Genomic DNA, 14,917 nt, shown 5'->3' with positions numbered 1-14,917 from the left:
CCGTCCGTCAGCGGCGGGCGGAGTAGTTCGGCGCCTCGGAGGTCATCTGGACGTCGTGCGGGTGCGACTCCTTGAGCCCGGCCGGGGTGATGCGCACGAACTTGCCGCGCTGCTGCAGCTCGGGGATCGTGCGCGCGCCCACGTAGAACATCGACTGGTGGAGCCCGCCGGTGAGCTGGTAGGCCACGGCGGACAGGGGGCCACGGTAGGGCACCTGTCCCTCGATGCCCTCGGGGACGATCTTGTCGTCGGTGTCGACGTCGGCCTGGAAGTACCGGTCCTTGGAGTAGGACACGCGACCGCGGGACGCCATGGCACCGAGGGAGCCCATGCCGCGGTAGTGCTTGTACTGCTTGCCGTTGACGAAGACGAGCTCGCCCGGGGACTCCTCGCAGCCCGCGAGCAGCGAGCCGAGCATCACGGAGTCCGCGCCGGCGACCAGGGCCTTGGCGATGTCGCCGGAGTACTGCAGGCCGCCGTCGGCGATGAGCGGTACGCCGGCGGGCCGGCACGCCTGGGCGGCGAGGTGCACCGCGGTCACCTGCGGGACGCCGACGCCGGCGACCACGCGGGTGGTGCAGATCGAGCCGGGCCCCACGCCGACCTTTACGGCGTCGGCCCCGGCGTCGACGAGGGCCTGGGCGCCCTCGCGCGTGGCGACGTTCCCGCCGATGACCTGGACGCCCGCGAAGGCCTTGTCCTTCTTCATCCTCGAGATCATCTCGAGGAGCAGGCGGGCCTCGCCGTTGGCGGTGTCCGCGACGAGGACGTCCGCCCCGGCCTCGGCGAGGGCCGTGGCGCGGTCCCAGGCGTCGCCCCAGTAGCCGATGGCAGCGCCGACCATGAGGCGCCCCTCGGCGTCCTTGGTGGCGTGCGGGTACTGCTCGGACTTGACGAAGTCCTTGACCGTGATGAGCCCGCTCAGCCGGCCGGCGTCGTCGACGAGCGGCAGCTTCTCGATCTTGTGCTTGGCCAGCAGGGCGGCGGCGTCGTCCGAGCTGATGCCCACGGGGCCGGTGACCAGCGGCATCGGGGTCATGGACTCGCGCACCCGCCGGGTGCCGAACTCGCCGCCCGGCACGAAGCGCAGGTCGCGGTTGGTGATGATGCCGAGGAGCACGTTGTCGGCGTCGACCACGGGGAGCCCGGAGACGCGGTACTGCCCGCACAGGGCGTCCAGCTCGGCGAGGGTGGCGTCGGGCCCGATGGTCACCGGGTCGGTGACCATGCCCGACTCCGAGCGCTTGACCACGGTGACCTGCTGGGCCTGGTCCTCGATCGAGAGGTTGCGGTGCAGGATCCCGAGGCCGCCCTGGCGCGCCATGGCGATGGCCATGCGGGCCTCGGTGACGGTGTCCATGGCGGCGGAGATCAGCGGCGTGCGCACCGAGATCTCACGGGTGAGCCGGGTGGTGGTGTCCACCTCGGAGGGGATCACGTCGGTGGCACCGGGCAGGAGGAGGACGTCGTCGTAGGTGAGACCCACGAGCGAGAACGGGTCGGCGGGGGCGTTCGTCTCGGTCACGCGGTGATCCTACGTGCGCGGGAGAGGCCGGGGCAGGGGCGTCCCCCGGTCCGTGGCACGTCCCACACTCACGGACGCCCTCCGCGACACCGCCGTGCGGGACAGATCAGCCGTGCATGACGGCGACGATCTCCTCGACCGCGGCCATCGGGGTGCGCACCCGGTGCACGTTGGGCAGCCACAGCTCGGGGGCGTCCGAGCCGAGAAGGAAGACCTCGACGTCGCCCCGCTCGGACACGGCCCGCACGAGCTCCTCGGTGCCGTCCGGGCTGCCCAGCACGGCCAGCACGCGTGCGTGGCGCTCGTCGACCGCCCGCAGCACCTGCTCCGCGCCCCGAACCTGCTCCGCACGCAGCACGCGGGCCTTGATGCCGCGCTCGGCGAGGCCCCCGCCGATGACGTGGGCCCGCACCCGACGCTCCTCCCCCGCGCAGAGCAGGACCGTGCTGCCCTGCGAGTCGGCCGCGGTGTCGGCGGCGGCGACGACGCCGCGCACGGCCGCGAGCACGGCCCCGACAAGGACCGTCTCGGGATCCGCCCCGGGTCGGTCCGACCGGTCGCGCTGCCCCAGCATCGACAGCGCCGGCTTGGCGAGGGTAGTCCAGGCGCGCAGGATGCCCTTCTCCCCCACCTCCTGGTCGAACATGCGCTGCACCCGCGGCAGGTCCGGCTCCACGGCGGCCGCGGCGAGGGAGAGCGGGTCGACGAGGAGGTGCTCGTGCCGCTCGGTGGGCTGGGGCCCGGCGCTCGCCCCCTCGGGCGGGAGGGCGGCGGAGGGGTCGGCCGGGTCGTATGCCGCGGCCGCGCGGGCGGCGTCCGCCGGCGCGACACCCTGGAGCGTCAGCTGGCGCATCCGCTCGAGCCGGGCAACGTCGTCGGGCGAGTAGCGGCGGTGCGCCCCGGCCTCGTGGGCGGAGGGCCCCAGGCCGTACCGCCGGTCCCAGGTGCGCAGGGTGGACGCGGCGACGCCCAGACGGCTCGCCACCGCGGCCACGGTCAGCGGCGCACCCGCCCCCTGCGCGCGCGTCGCGCGCCCTGGGCGGGCTCCGCCCGCCTCGGTCCGGACTCCCCCGGAGCCGCCACGCGCGCCCGGCTCCGCGCCGCCGTCGTGCGCGGACGGACCGGTGCTGCGCTCCATCCTCATGAATCGATCTTGACGCGGTAGACGAACTCCTGCCACTTCGGCACGCCGTGGGCGACCGCCACGTCGTCATGAATCAGTTGCGACAGGGTCTTGAACAAGTTGTGCATCGGTTGCTAGGTTGTTCACAGCGTTGTTCAGGGCAACGGTTTTGACGAAACGCTTCATCGACGGAAGGACAGGCGACATGGCTGAGCTCTCGAGGCTTCCCGGACCCGTGATGGACCTGTGGGAGTGGCAGTACCAGGGCGCGTGCCGCGAGGCCGACCCGAATCTCTTCTTCCACCCTGAGGGCGAGCGTGGTGGCACGCGCCGGCGTCGCGACGAGGCCGCCAAGGCGATCTGCGCCACCTGCCCGGTGATCGAGCAGTGCCGCGAGCACTCCCTCGCGGTGCGGGAGCCGTACGGCGTCTGGGGCGGCCTGAGCGAGGACGAGCGCCAGGCCATCCTCGCCCGCCCCGTGCGGCGCGCGTCCTAGCAGCTCGGACCGCACGTCCTAGCAGTTCGGACCGCCGGTCCCCTCAGCCTGGACCGCACGTCCTGGCCGCTCGCACCGCGCGTCTCAGCAGCCCCGGCTCAGCCACGACGAAGCCCCGGTCTCCGTGGAGACCGGGGCTTCGTCGTCAGCTAGGAGCTGATCACTTCTGGACGACCGCGAGGACGTCACGCGCGGAGAGGATGAGGTACTCCTCGCCGGCGTACTTCACCTCGGTACCGCCGTACTTGCTGTAGATGACGACGTCGCCGACGGCGACGTCCAGCGGGACGCGGTTGCCGTTGTCGTCGACACGACCCGGACCGATCGCCAGGACGGTGCCCTCCTGGGGCTTCTCCTTGGCGGTGTCAGGGATGACGAGACCAGAAGCCGTGGTCTGCTCGGCCTCGAGGGTCTGAACGACGATACGGTCCTCGAGCGGCTTGATGGAGACCGACACTGCGGACCTCCCCTTCGCATGAGAGTTGGACGGTTAAGGGTGTGCGTCACCTTCGCCGCCACGCCCGCCGTCGCGGGGGTCGGACGCATCGTCTCCGGTGATCGCAGCCGCGACCCCGAGGGGTCGCGCCTCGCACAAATCTAGGCCGGAGTTAGCACTCGGTCAAGGTGAGTGCCAATGAGTGCCGCCGCGCGAACACTGGCAGGATCGAGCGGTGGACGAACGCTCGCTGACCAAGCTGCTCGCACCCGAGGGCTGGGCCCTGCTCTCCGCGCTGCCGCCGTACTCCGAGGAGGCCGCGCTGCGGATCTCCACCGGCCTGCGCGAGCGGGGCACCGACCCGGACCTCGTGGCCGCCGCGCTGACGCAGTCGCGCCTGCGCGCCCGGGCCGTCGGCAAGTTCGGCGACTTCGCCTCGGGCATGCTCTTCACCCCGGCGGGGCTGGAGCAGGCCACCCGGCTCAGCGTCGCGGCCCACCACGCCCGCCGGTACGCCGACGCCGGGGCCACGCTCGTGGCCGACCTCGGCTGCGGCCTGGGCGGCGACGCGATGGCCCTGTCGGCGCTCGGCGTCCCGGTCCTCGCCGTCGAGGCGGACGAGGCGACGGCGGCACTGGCCACCGTCAACCTGCGCTTCTTCCCCACCGCCACCGTCCGGCACGGCGACGCCATGGCGCTCGACCTGGCGGCCGAGGGTGTCGACGGCGTCTTCGCCGACCCGGCCCGCCGCACGCGCGGCGGGCGGCGCGTCTTCGACCCGGCCGCCTACGCGCCGCCCCTGGACCAGGTGCTGGCGCTGCGCGCGCAGGTGCCCGAGCTGGGGATGAAGGTGGCGCCCGGGATCCCCTACTCCTTCCTCCCCGCCGACGCGCACGCCCAGTGGGTGAGCGTGGACGGCGACGTCGTCGAGGCCGGCCTGTGGTTCGGCGCGCTGGCACCCGAGGGGCCCGGGCGCTCGGCGCTTGTGCTCGCCGGCGAGGAGGCGCACCTGCTCACCGAGGCCGAGGAGGTGCGCGGCACGCCTGCCGGGGCGCCGGACGCGCCGGCCCGCCAGGTCGGCGTGCGTGCGCTCGCCGGCTACCTCTACGAGCCGGACGGCGCAGTCATCCGCGCCGGCCTCGTCGCGCGCACGGCGGAGGACCTGGGCGCGGGCGTGGTCAGCGAGGACATCGCGTACCTGACGGCGGACTCTCTGACCCGCACGCCCTTCGCCACCGCCTACCGGGTGCTGGACCACTTCGTCTTCAGCCTCAAGCGGCTGCGCGGCTACCTGCGCGAGCGCGACGTCGGTGCCGTCGAGATCAAGAAGCGCGGCACCGCCGTCGAGCCCGAGCAGCTGCGCCGGCAGCTCGGCCTCAAGGGTTCCGGGCGAGCGACGATCGTGCTCACCCGGCTCGCGGGCCGCCAGAGCGTCGTCGTCGTCGAGCGGGCGTAGGGGCCGGCAGGCGCGGCCGTGTCCTCTCGGCGCAGGGTCCTCGGCTGCGCCCTCGGCCGCGCCCCCCTCGGCCGCCGAGAATGCCCTGACTTCCCGTCTTCGCTCTCAGACGGGGCGTGAGGGCATTCTCGGGCGAGCCGCGAGCCGCGAGCCGCGGGTGCGGGCGGCCGGCCGGGTGCCGGGCGTCAGCCGGAGATCACGACCTTCAGCGCCTTGGTCTCGGCGGCCTTGGAGAACGTGTCGTAGGCGTCCATCACCTGGTCGAAGGTGAACCGGTGCGTGGCGAACTTCTCCGCCGGCAGCTTGTGCTGCGCCACCAGCTTGAGCAGCATCGGCGTGGTCGAGGTGCTCACCAGGCCCATGGTGATCGCGATGTCCGAGATCCACAGCTCGTTCAGCCGCAGCTCGACCGGCTTTCCGTGCACGCCGACGTTCGCGATGTTCCCGCCGGGCCGCACGATCTTGGTGCACGCGTCGAAGGTGGCCGGGATGCCGACCGCCTCGATCGCGGTGTCCACGCCCAGCCCGTCGGTCATCCCCATGACCTGCTCGACCCAGTCGGCGTCCCCGCTGTTGACCCCGTCCGTGGCACCGAAGTCCTTGGCCTTGGCTATCCGGTTCTCGTCGAGGTCGATGGCGATGATCCGCGCCGCCCCGTAGAGCCCGGCAGTCATGATGGCGGCCAGCCCCACCGGGCCGGCGCCGATGACGGCGACGACGTCGCCCGGCTCGACGTGCCCGTAGCGCACCCCGATCTCGAACCCCGTCGGCAGGATGTCCGAGAGCATCACCGCAGCCTCGTCGCTCACGCCCTCGGGGACCTTGTAGACGGAGTTGTCCGCGAAGGGCACCCGCACGTACTCCGCCTGCGTGCCGTCGATCAGGTGGCCGAAGATCCAGCCGATCCCCTCGGCGCCCTCCTCGGCCAGACAGTGGGCGTACAGGCCCTGGTGGCAGTAGGAGCACGCTCCGCAGGCGCTGATGCACGAGATGATCACGCGGTCCCCGACCGCGACGGTGGAGACGGCGTCGCCGACCTCGGTGACCGTGCCGACGCCCTCGTGCCCGAGGATGCGTCCCTCGGTCACCGCAGGGACGTCTCCCTTGAGGATGTGCAGGTCGGTGCCGCAGATGGTGGTGGTGTCGACCTTCACGATGATGTCCGTGGGGTCCACGATCGTCGGGTCCGGAACCTCGTCCCAGGACTTCTTCCCGGGGCCGTGATAGACGAGTGCCTTCATGACAACCTCCTTGTCGTCGGTCCCGGCCCGCTCGGGCCGGCGGCGCAGCGCGCTGCCTCCACGGTCCTCGACGACACCGCGACGCGCCAGGGACCTGGGTCCCCAGCGTGCCTGACCGGGACCTGGGTCCCCGGCGTGCCTGACCGGGACCTGGGTCAGCGGCGCGCGGAACCAGGCCGCACCCCAGCTCGGCCCCGGTGACGCACCGGACGGTGGGGAGCGGCAGACTGGTCCCGTGAACCTTGCCTTCGCCCCGTCCGGGCGTTCGTCTGTCGGCATCGAGTGGGAGCTGCAGCTCCTCGACGCCGACTCGGGCGATCTGCGCCAGGCCGCCGAGACGGTGCTCGCGGGTCTCGCCGGCCCGGACGGCGCTCCCCACCCGAACGTCCACCCCGAGCTCCTCGTCAACACCGTCGAGGTCGTCTCGGGCGTGTGCCGCACGGTCGGCGAGGCGGCCGCGGACCTCCAGCGCGCCGTCGACGACCTGCGCGCCGTCACGGACCCGCTGCGCATCGAGCTCGCCAGCGCCGGCTCGCACCCCTTCGCGCGCCCCGCATTCCAGCGGGTGACGAACAAGGAGCGCTACGCCACCCTGATCGACCGCACCCGCTGGTGGGGCCGGCAGATGCTGCTGTACGGGGTGCACGTGCACGTCGGCATCGAGGACCGCTCGAAGGTGCTCCCGATCATGCAGGCGCTGCTCACGCGCTTCGCGCACCTGCAGTCGCTGGCGGCCTCCTCCCCGTTCTGGGGCGGGGAGGACACCGGCTACGCGTCCAACCGGGCCATGATGTTCCAGCAGCTGCCGACGGCCGGCGTCCCCTACCAGTTCGACCGCTGGGAGGATCTCGAGAGCTACGTCGAGGACATGACGCGCACCGGCGTCATCGACACGTTCTCCGAGCTGCGCTGGGACATCCGCCCCTCGCCCGGGCTCGGCACCATCGAGGTCCGGGTCTGCGACGCCGCGACCAACCTCGAGGAGCTGCGCGCCACCTCGGCGCTGACGCACTGCCTCGTCGAGCACTACTCCACGATGCTCGACGCCGGCGAGGAGCTGCCCACCGCCCCGCGCTGGTTCGTGGTGGAGAACAAGTGGCGCTCCGCCCGGTACGGCATGGACGCCATCCTCATCCGCGACGGCTCCGGCGAGGAGGAGCTGGTCACGGACACCGTCGCCGCGATGCTCGTCGAGCTCGAGCCGGTGGCCGAACGGCTCGGCTGCTCCGAGGACCTCGCCCTGGTCCGCCGGATCCTCGACGACGGCGCCTCCTACCAGCGCCAGCTCCGCGTCTCCGAGAGGGGCGACCTGGACGCCGTCGTCGCCTCGCTGGTCGCCGAGATGCGGGCCGGCCACCCGCTCTGACGACGCCCTGACGCACGTCGCGTGGCCGGCCCGTGCCGGGTCAGGCCGCGACGCCCCGGCCGACCAGCGGCAGGCCGCAGGCGCGTGCCTGTTGGAACGAGTCGTCGATCAGCACCGCCCGGCGCCCGTGCGCGGTCAGGATCGAGGCGGCGACGCTCGCCCGGTAGCCGCTGGCGCAGTGCACCCACACCTCCCCCGCCGGGATGTCGTCGAGACGGGCGAGCAACGCGTGCAGCGGGACGTGGACGGCGCCGTCGACGTGCGCCCGGTCCCACTCCTTCTCCCGCCGGACGTCGAGCACCACCACCGGCCTGTGGTGCCGCACCCGCTCGAGGTCGGCGAAGCTCGCCCGCGGCGTGGTGACGAGCTGCCCCTCGGTCCACCACTCCGGCCTCCCGCTCGTCGCGGCGGCGGGCCGGTCGATCCCGATCCGGACCAGCTCCCGCTGCGCCTCGGCCACCTGCGCCTCGCTCTCGCCGAGCAGCGTCACCGGCGTCCCCCACGGCAGGAGCCAGCCGAGGTAGGAGGCGAACCTGACGTCGAGGGCGATGTTGTAGGTGCCGGGCACATGGCCGGCCGCGAACACCGTCCGGTGCCTCAGGTCCACGAGCCACTCGCCCGCCTCGAGACGGCGGCGCAGCTCCTTGGCGTCCACCAGCGCGGGGGGACTGAGGTCCGGCTCGTCGGGACCTGCCGCGTTCCGGGGACCCATGTACGCGTAGTAGGCCGGGTAGGCGTCCAGGCCGGCGAGCACGTCGGCCACGTACTCCTCCTCGTCCTGGGACAGGACCGGGTTGACGTCGCGCTCGCGCCCGATGGTGGACGCGCTGATCTCGGAGCCGGTCGCCGCGGTGGCGCAGAAGCCGCCGAACCCGTGGGTCGGGAGCAGGCGGGCGTCGTCCGGCAGGTGGTCGGCCAGCCGACGGGCGCTGCGGTACTGGTGGCGGGCGAGCTCGTGCGTGCTGGTCGCGCCGAGCAGGTCGGGCCGGCCCGTGGCGCCGAAGAGCAGCGACCCGCCGGAGAACAGCGCCGGCGACTCGCCCTGCAGGACGTAGGACAGATGGGTGAACGTGTGCCCCGGCGTGGCGAGGACGCGCAGGTGCAGGCTCGGGCTGACGTCCACGACGTCGCCGTCGGCGACCGGCGTGCGCTCGAACGAGACCTCGTCGTCGGCGTTGACGAGGTACTGCGCGCCGGTCCGCCGGGCGAGCGCGTAGCCACCGGTCACGTAGTCGTTGTGGATGTGCGTCTCGAGGACGTGCGTGATCGTCACTCCCGCCCGCTCCGCCAGGGCGAGGATGCGGTCGATGTCGCGCTGGGGGTCCACCACGAACGCCACCCGGCCGTCGTGGACGAGGTAGCTGCGGTCCCCCAGCGACGGGGTCTCGACGGGGATGATGGAGACGGTCATCGCCCGGTCCTTTCCGAGCGGGCCGACGGCCTCGGTCCGGGCCGTGAACCCGTGCCGTCGACGAGGCGGCTGAGGCAAGACTGCCACTGCGCCCGGCCCGCCGCCACGTCGGGCCCGTGCTCAGCGGCGCCCCGGGGTAACCAGCCAGACTCACTACTTGTTATTACCGAATACTTGCCATAGCCTTCCTCCGTGGCCACTCGCACCCCCGCACCACGGGACCCTCAGCTCCTCAAGGGCGTCCTGCCCATGCTGGTGCTCGCACTGCTGCGGGAGCAGGACTCCTACGGCTACGAGCTGGTGACGCGGCTGCAGGAGGCCGGGCTCACCGACGTCGCGACCGGCTCGGTCTACCCGGTGCTGACCCGCCTCGAGCGCGACGGCCACCTGGCCTCGTACCTCGTGGCCTCGCAGGCGGGCCCGGCCCGCAAGTACTACACCCCCACCGACGCCGGCCTGGAGCACCTCGGGGTCCAGCGGCGCGGCTGGCAGCAGCTCGGCGACGTCGTCGCCGTCGTCATGACCCCCGGCCCGCGCCGGTCCCGACCCGTACAGGAGGCACGCCCGTGACACGCACCGGCTCCACGACACCGACCGACTCCCCGACGGCCACCGTCGTCCCACGGCCGGGCCTTCGCGACCGGCTCCGCCGGGACCGCTACCTGCTCTCGCTCGTGCTGTGGCTGGACGACGACTACCCCTCCGCTCAGCGCAGGGCTCTGGTCGCCCAGCTGCGGGGCGAGCTCGACGCCGCCGCCGCGGACACCTCGATGCGCGAGGCGGTCCGCTCCCTCGGGCCCGCGCGCCGCCTGGCCGCGGAGTACAGCGAGCTGCTGGACCCCGCGCGGCCCCGCTGGGGCCTGGGTGCGGCGGCCGTCAGCGCGTGGCTGCTGCTGTGCCTGGCCGCCGCGGCGGTGTTCGCCTCGGCGCTCTGGCAGGTGGCCCCGGCCGGCGGGGTCGAGGGCGTGACGGCGCGGCTGCTGTGGGCCGAGCTGACCGTGGTGCGCACGGCGCAGGAGAGCTCCGTCGCCGCGGCGTCGGGCTTCCCCTGGACGCTTCTCGTCGCGCTCGTGGTGTTCGTGGTGGCCGCACGGGCGTGGCGCGCCGTCCCCGCCCTGCGCCGGAGCTCGGACGAGAGCTGAGCCGCGCGCCGGACGCTCAGACCCGCACGAGCTCCAGCGGCATGCCGGAGTCGGTGGGCAGGTCGAGCGGCGAGGGCGCCGCGCCCGACCGCACCAGGGCGGACCCCAGCGCGGCGATCATCGCGCCGTTGTCCGTGCAGTACCGGATCGGCGGGATCCGCACCGTGACCCCGCGCGCCGCGGCCCGCTCCGCCGCGAGCTCGCGCAGGCGGGAGTTCGCGGAGAACCCGCCGCCGATGACCAGGGTGTCGCACTCGCTGCGCTCGCAGGCCACGAGCGCCTTGGTGACGAGCACGTCGGCGACGGCCTCGGAGAAGCCCGCTGCGACGTCGGCCGCCGGGACCTCCTCCCCGCGGTCCTGGAAGGCCTCGACGTAGCGCGCCACCGCGGTCTTGAGGCCGGAGAAGGAGAAGTCGTAGGGGTGGCGGGCCTTGTCCTTGCCGGAGGTCAGGCCGCGCGGGAAGCGGATGGCGTCGCGGTCGCCCTCCCGGGAGAGCCGGTCGACGTGCGGGCCGCCGGGGTAGGGCAGCCCGAGCAGGCGGCCGACCTTGTCGAACGCCTCCCCCGCCGCGTCGTCGAGGGTCTGCCCGAGCTCGGTGACCCCGGTGGCGATGTCGTCCACGAGCAGCAGGGACGTGTGCCCGCCGGAGACGACCAGGGAGACGAACCGGTCGGGGAACCTCCCGTGCACCAGCTCGTCCACGGCGGCGTGGCCGATCACGTGATTGACGCCGTACAGCGGCTTGCCGGTGGCCAGCGCGAGGGCCTTGGCCCCCGCCACGCCGACGGTGAGGGAACCGACCAGGCCGGGCCCGGCGGTGACGGCGACGGCGTCGAGCTGGCCGAGGTCGACGTCGGCGGCGGCGAGCGCGGCGTCCAGGGTGGGCACGAAGGCCTCGAGGTGGGCGCGCGACGCGACCTCGGGGACGATGCCGCCGTAGCGGGCGTGCTCGTCCATGGAGGAGGCCGTGACGTCGGCGAGCAGCTCCCGCCCGCGGACGACGGCGAAGCCGGTCTCGTCGCAGGAGGTCTCGATGCCGAGGATGAGGGGTTCGCTCACCGGATCAGGGTAGTCGGTGGCTCAGGCGGGTCCGGCCGCGACCCTGGGGACGGCGGCGATGAGCCTTTGCGTGTACGGCTCCCGGGGGTGGTCCAGGAGCTCGCGCGTGGTGCCCTCCTCGACGACCCTGCCGTCCTTGAGGACGACGGTGCGCTCGCACAGCGCAGCGACGGCGCTGACGTCGTGGGACACCATGACCACGGTCAGGCCCCGTTCTTGCTTGAGCCGGTCGAGCAGGGCGATGACCCCCAGGCGGGTGGTGAGGTCCAGCGCACTGACCGGCTCGTCGGCGAGCAGGACCGACGGCCCGGTGACGAGGGCTCGGGCGATGGCGATCCGCTGGCGCTGCCCGCCCGAGAACTCGTGCGGGTAGCGGCGCGCGACATCGGCGTCGAGGTCCACCGACGCGAGCGCCTCCGCCACCGCCGCCCGCAGCGCCTCGCGGCCGCGGCCGAGCCGGAGCGACACCAGCGGCTCCGCCACGATCCGGTCCACCCGCTGCCGCGGGTCGAGCGAGGAGTACGGGTCCTGGAACACCACCTGCACCCGGCGGCGGAAGGCACGGCGGCGGCGCCGGTCCGAGAGGTCGAGCGGCACGCCGTCCAGGAGCACGCGGCCGGACGTCGGCCGGGCCAGCCCCAGGAAGAGGGAGAGGGCGGTGGACTTCCCCGAGCCGGACTCCCCCACGACGCCGAGGCTGACCCCCGGCTCCACGGCGAGCGTCACGCCGTCGAGGGCGTTCGTCGTGGCGCCGCGGTAGCGGTAGGTCACGGCGTCGAGGCCGAGCAGCGCGGTCATCGCCGTTCCACCGCCGTCACGTCCTGCCCCGCGCCCGGGGGCCGCCCGCCCAGCGCGGCGTCGAGCGCCCGCGCGCTCTCGACCAGGCTCCGCGTGTAGGGGTGCCGCGGCGCGGCGATGACGTCGGCGACGTCGCCCTCCTCCACCACGGCGCCCGTCCGCATCACCAGGACCCGCTCCGCCACCTGCGAGACCACGGCCATGTCGTGGGAGACGAACACGAGCGCGGTGCGGTGCTCGTCCACCACCCGCAGGAGCAGCTCGAGGATCTCGGCCTGGACGGTGACGTCCAGCGCCGTCGTCGGCTCGTCGGCGATCAGCACCGACGGGCGGCACGCGAGCGCCATCGCGATCGCGACGCGCTGGCGCTGACCGCCGGACATCTCGTGCGGGAACGACCGCGCCAGGCGCTCCGGCTCCGGCAGCGCCACCTCCCGCATGAGGTCGAGCACCGCAGCGTGCACCGCGGCCCCGCGCAGGCCGCGGTGACGCCGCAGCGGGCCGGCGATCTGGTGCCCCACGCGCATGAGCGGGTCCAGGGCCGTCAACGGCTCCTGGAAGACGAGGGACACCGACGATCCGCGCACCTGGTTCAGGGTCGCCTCGGGCGCCCCGATCACCTCGGTGCCCGACAGCCGCACCGAGCCCGCGGCGGCGAGCCCGGGCGCGAGGAGGCCGGCGACGGCGAGCGCGGTGAGGGACTTGCCGGACCCGGACTCCCCGATGACGCCGAGCCGCTCCCCCGCGCGCAGGGTGAAGGAGACGTCGTCGACGACGCGGCGGCCGCCGCTCGTCATGACGGTCAGACCGTCCACGGCGAGGACCGGGAGCTCGCCGGTCCTCGGCTCGTCACCCCGGGTCATCGGCTCCTCCCGCGGGTGGGGTCGAACCGGTCACGGAGCCCGTCGGCGAGGAAGTTGGCGCCGAGCACCATGGCCACGATGACGAGGCCCGGCGCGACGGCGGCCCACGGGGCGGTCACGACGGTGCCCTGGGCCTCCTGCAGCAGCCGGCCGAGCGAGGCGTTGGGCGGGGGCACGCCGAGGCCGAGGTACGACAGGCTCGCCTCGGCCAGCACGGCCACGCCGAACAGGACCGCGACGTTGACCACCAGGCTCGGCCAGATGTTCGGCAGCACGTGCCGCGTGACGAGCCCGAGCACCCCGGTGCCGGACGTGCGGGCCGCGGTGACGAACTGCTGACCGAGCACCCGCCGGCTCAGGATGCGGGTGAAGCGCGCCGCGATGGCGGAGGCGCCGACGCCGATGGCCAGCAGGACGGTCCACAGGCTCGAGCCCTGCGCCGCGACGATGAGCATGGCGAGCAGCAGCGTCGGGAAGGCGATCAGGATGTCCAGCGCCGAGGCGACGGTGTCGTCGAGCCACGGCGGGGTCAGGGCGGCGAGGATGCCGACGACCACCCCGACGACGACCGCCACCGCCGTCGCGCCCAGCCCCACCGTCAGCGCGATCCGGGTGCCGACCATGGTCTGGCTGAAGAGGTCGCGCCCGAGCGTGTCGGTGCCCAGCCAGTGGTCGGAGCCGGGGGGCTCGAGGCGGCCGCCGGAGGTGTCGGAGAGCTCGTAGGGCAACCACACCAGGGACAGCGCCGCCACGGCCGCGACGACGGCGAGCAGCACGACGCCCACCACGAGGGTGGGCGAGAGGCGGCGCCGCCGCGGGCGCGGCGCGGCGGGGACGTCGACGGGCTCGAGACCGGGCGTCGTCGTCATGCCGCCGTCCCCGTGGTCCGGCGGCGCAGCCGCGGGTCGACGACGCGCTGGAGCAGGTCCGCGGCGAAACCGATCACGAGCACCAGGAAGGTGGTGACGAGCAGGACGCCCTGGATGCTCGGGTAGTCGTGCTGGGCGATGGCCCGCACGAGCATGCTGCCCAGGCCCGGCAGGGAGAACACGCTCTCGACGACGACGGCGCCGAGCAGGGTCGTGGCCAGCTCCACGCCGAGGATCGCGATCACCGGGACGGAGGCGTTGCGCAGGCCGTGCCGCCAGAACGCGTGCGGCAGGCTGCTCCCCAGGGACCGGGCGGTGCGCAGGTAGTCGCTGCCGAGCACGTCCTGCGTGGCGGAGCGGACGTAGCGCGCGAGCGACGCCGTCATGACCGTCACGATGGTCGCCACCGGAAGGGTCAGGTACCGCAGCGTCTCCGCGGGCTCGGCCCACCCCTCCCGCGGGTACCCGCCGGACGGCAGGAGCCCGAGGTCGAGGGCGAAGATCCACACCAGCACCATGCCGACCCAGAAGACCGGCACCGCGATGCCGAGCTGGGCCAGACCGGAGAGGACGACGCCGTACCACCGGTCCGCCCGGTACGCCGCGACGAACCCGACCAGGCTCGCCAGCACCGCGGCGAGGACGAAGGCGATCAGCGTCAGCGGGATCGTCACCCCGAGCCGGTCGACGACGTCCGGCAGCACCTCCCGCCCGCTGACGAAGGACGTGCCCAGGTCGCCGGCGAGGACCTGCCCGAGCCAGGTGGCGAGCTGGGTGAGCACAGGCTCGTCCGCGCCCACCTGCTCCCGCGCCGCGGCGATCTGCTCGGGCGTCGCGTTGACGGAGAGCAGGGCGTTCGCAGGGTCCCCGGGCAGCAGCCGCAGCAGCGCGAAGATCACCACCATCGCGACGGCGAGCGACAGGACGAGGAACAGCGTCCGTCGAGCGACGTAGCGTCCCACGGCGTCCTTCTCCTCTCGTGCGTGCGGACCGGTCCGAGCCGGGAACACGCGCCCCCGGCCGGTCGGGCCCGGGCCGGTCGGGCCCGGGCCGGTCGGGCCCGGGCCGGTCGGGCCCGGGCGGGTCGGGCGCGGCCGGCGTCAGGGCCCGGCCGGTCATCGGACCCGGCGC

15 protein-coding genes are annotated in these 14,917 nt (G+C 73.7%); 5 read left to right on the top strand and 10 right to left on the bottom strand.

The window, feature by feature from the left end:
- Positions 1 to 7: 7 nt before the first annotated feature.
- On the bottom strand, positions 8 to 1,525 hold the full coding sequence (guaB, locus tag KZX45_RS05250) for an IMP dehydrogenase (protein WP_248256640.1): 1,518 nt from the start codon (positions 1,523 to 1,525) through the stop codon (positions 8 to 10).
- Positions 1,526 to 1,631: 106 nt separating this feature from the next.
- Positions 1,632 to 2,669 carry a MerR family transcriptional regulator gene (locus KZX45_RS05245; RefSeq protein WP_248256639.1) on the bottom strand — a complete coding sequence of 346 codons (1,038 nt, stop codon included), beginning with the start codon at positions 2,667 to 2,669 and terminating at the stop codon, positions 1,632 to 1,634.
- Between the two features lie 184 nt (positions 2,670 to 2,853).
- On the opposite strand from KZX45_RS05245, the gene KZX45_RS05240 reads away from it, so the two are divergent.
- Positions 2,854 to 3,144, top strand: a complete 291-nt coding sequence (locus KZX45_RS05240) for a WhiB family transcriptional regulator (protein WP_248256638.1) — start codon at positions 2,854 to 2,856, stop codon at positions 3,142 to 3,144.
- Between the two features lie 160 nt (positions 3,145 to 3,304).
- On the opposite strand, the gene groES is transcribed toward KZX45_RS05240, so the two are convergent.
- Positions 3,305 to 3,601: a co-chaperone GroES gene (gene groES / locus KZX45_RS05235; RefSeq protein WP_248256637.1), complete on the bottom strand. Its 297-nt coding sequence runs from the start codon at positions 3,599 to 3,601 to the stop codon at positions 3,305 to 3,307.
- Positions 3,602 to 3,815: 214 nt separating this feature from the next.
- Here groES and KZX45_RS05230 point away from each other — a divergent pair, with 214 nt between their 5' ends.
- On the top strand, positions 3,816 to 5,036 hold the full coding sequence (locus KZX45_RS05230; RefSeq protein WP_248256636.1) for a class I SAM-dependent methyltransferase: 1,221 nt from the start codon (positions 3,816 to 3,818) through the stop codon (positions 5,034 to 5,036).
- Between the two features lie 185 nt (positions 5,037 to 5,221).
- On the opposite strand, the gene KZX45_RS05225 is transcribed toward KZX45_RS05230, so the two are convergent.
- The gene (locus tag KZX45_RS05225; RefSeq protein ID WP_248256635.1) at positions 5,222 to 6,277 is read right to left on the bottom strand and encodes a zinc-dependent alcohol dehydrogenase family protein; all 1,056 of its coding nucleotides are present in this window, start codon (positions 6,275 to 6,277) and stop codon (positions 5,222 to 5,224) included.
- A 235-nt stretch (positions 6,278 to 6,512) separates the two neighbouring features.
- Here KZX45_RS05225 and KZX45_RS05220 point away from each other — a divergent pair, with 235 nt between their 5' ends.
- Positions 6,513 to 7,643, top strand: a complete 1,131-nt coding sequence (locus KZX45_RS05220; RefSeq protein ID WP_248256634.1) for a glutamate--cysteine ligase — start codon at positions 6,513 to 6,515, stop codon at positions 7,641 to 7,643.
- Between the two features lie 40 nt (positions 7,644 to 7,683).
- Here KZX45_RS05220 and KZX45_RS05215 read toward each other — a convergent pair whose 3' ends face one another.
- Entirely contained in the window at positions 7,684 to 9,054 is a 1,371-nt protein-coding gene (locus KZX45_RS05215; RefSeq protein ID WP_248256633.1) for a rhodanese-like domain-containing protein, read from the bottom strand.
- Between the two features lie 192 nt (positions 9,055 to 9,246).
- Here KZX45_RS05215 and KZX45_RS05210 point away from each other — a divergent pair, with 192 nt between their 5' ends.
- Positions 9,247 to 9,624, top strand: coding sequence for a PadR family transcriptional regulator (locus tag KZX45_RS05210; protein WP_248256632.1), 378 nt, complete (start codon positions 9,247 to 9,249; stop codon positions 9,622 to 9,624).
- Positions 9,621 to 10,196: a hypothetical protein gene (locus tag KZX45_RS05205; RefSeq protein WP_248256631.1), complete on the top strand. Its 576-nt coding sequence runs from the start codon at positions 9,621 to 9,623 to the stop codon at positions 10,194 to 10,196. Before KZX45_RS05210 ends, KZX45_RS05205 begins: the two co-directional genes overlap by 4 nt.
- A gap of 16 nt (positions 10,197 to 10,212) precedes the next feature.
- Here KZX45_RS05205 and tsaD read toward each other — a convergent pair whose 3' ends face one another.
- Genes tsaD through KZX45_RS05180 form a run of 5 tightly spaced genes read right to left on the bottom strand, consistent with a single transcriptional unit; the run spans position 10,213 to position 14,748 of the window.
- Positions 10,213 to 11,256: a tRNA (adenosine(37)-N6)-threonylcarbamoyltransferase complex transferase subunit TsaD gene (gene tsaD, locus KZX45_RS05200; RefSeq protein ID WP_248256630.1), complete on the bottom strand. Its 1,044-nt coding sequence runs from the start codon at positions 11,254 to 11,256 to the stop codon at positions 10,213 to 10,215.
- A 21-nt stretch (positions 11,257 to 11,277) separates the two neighbouring features.
- Entirely contained in the window at positions 11,278 to 12,054 is a 777-nt protein-coding gene (locus KZX45_RS05195) for an ABC transporter ATP-binding protein (protein ID WP_248256629.1), read from the bottom strand.
- A complete protein-coding gene (locus KZX45_RS05190) occupies positions 12,051 to 12,917 on the bottom strand; it encodes an ABC transporter ATP-binding protein (RefSeq protein ID WP_248256628.1) in 867 nt (288 codons plus the stop codon). The genes KZX45_RS05195 and KZX45_RS05190 overlap by 4 nt, the downstream gene beginning before the upstream one ends.
- Positions 12,914 to 13,786, bottom strand: coding sequence for an ABC transporter permease (locus KZX45_RS05185; protein ID WP_248256627.1), 873 nt, complete (start codon positions 13,784 to 13,786; stop codon positions 12,914 to 12,916). The genes KZX45_RS05190 and KZX45_RS05185 overlap by 4 nt, the downstream gene beginning before the upstream one ends.
- Positions 13,783 to 14,748 carry an ABC transporter permease gene (locus KZX45_RS05180; protein ID WP_248256626.1) on the bottom strand — a complete coding sequence of 322 codons (966 nt, stop codon included), beginning with the start codon at positions 14,746 to 14,748 and terminating at the stop codon, positions 13,783 to 13,785. Before KZX45_RS05180 ends, KZX45_RS05185 begins: the two co-directional genes overlap by 4 nt.
- Between the last annotated feature and the right edge of the window lie 169 nt (positions 14,749 to 14,917).

This window comes from Georgenia sp. EYE_87, assembly GCF_023148685.1.
In the GTDB taxonomy this organism is placed as follows: Bacteria; Actinomycetota; Actinomycetes; order Actinomycetales; family Actinomycetaceae; genus Georgenia.
The sequence above is the reverse complement of the archived record's forward strand: the minus strand, read 5'-3'. Positions and strand labels throughout refer to the sequence as shown.

Bases quoted from the DNA above. Each gene is read 5' to 3' on its own strand.
- KZX45_RS05245 (WP_248256639.1), bottom strand. From the start codon at position 2,669: ATGAGGATGGAGCGCAGCACCGGTCCGTCCGCGCACGACGGCGGCGCG.
- KZX45_RS05240 (WP_248256638.1), top strand. From the start codon at position 2,854: ATGGCTGAGCTCTCGAGGCTTCCCGGACCCGTGATGGACCTGTGGGAG.
- KZX45_RS05225 (WP_248256635.1), bottom strand. From the start codon at position 6,277: ATGAAGGCACTCGTCTATCACGGCCCCGGGAAGAAGTCCTGGGACGAG.
- KZX45_RS05215 (WP_248256633.1), bottom strand. From the start codon at position 9,054: ATGACCGTCTCCATCATCCCCGTCGAGACCCCGTCGCTGGGGGACCGC.
- KZX45_RS05195 (WP_248256629.1), bottom strand. From the start codon at position 12,054: ATGACCGCGCTGCTCGGCCTCGACGCCGTGACCTACCGCTACCGCGGC.
- KZX45_RS05190 (WP_248256628.1), bottom strand. From the start codon at position 12,917: ATGACCCGGGGTGACGAGCCGAGGACCGGCGAGCTCCCGGTCCTCGCC.
- KZX45_RS05185 (WP_248256627.1), bottom strand. From the start codon at position 13,786: ATGACGACGACGCCCGGTCTCGAGCCCGTCGACGTCCCCGCCGCGCCG.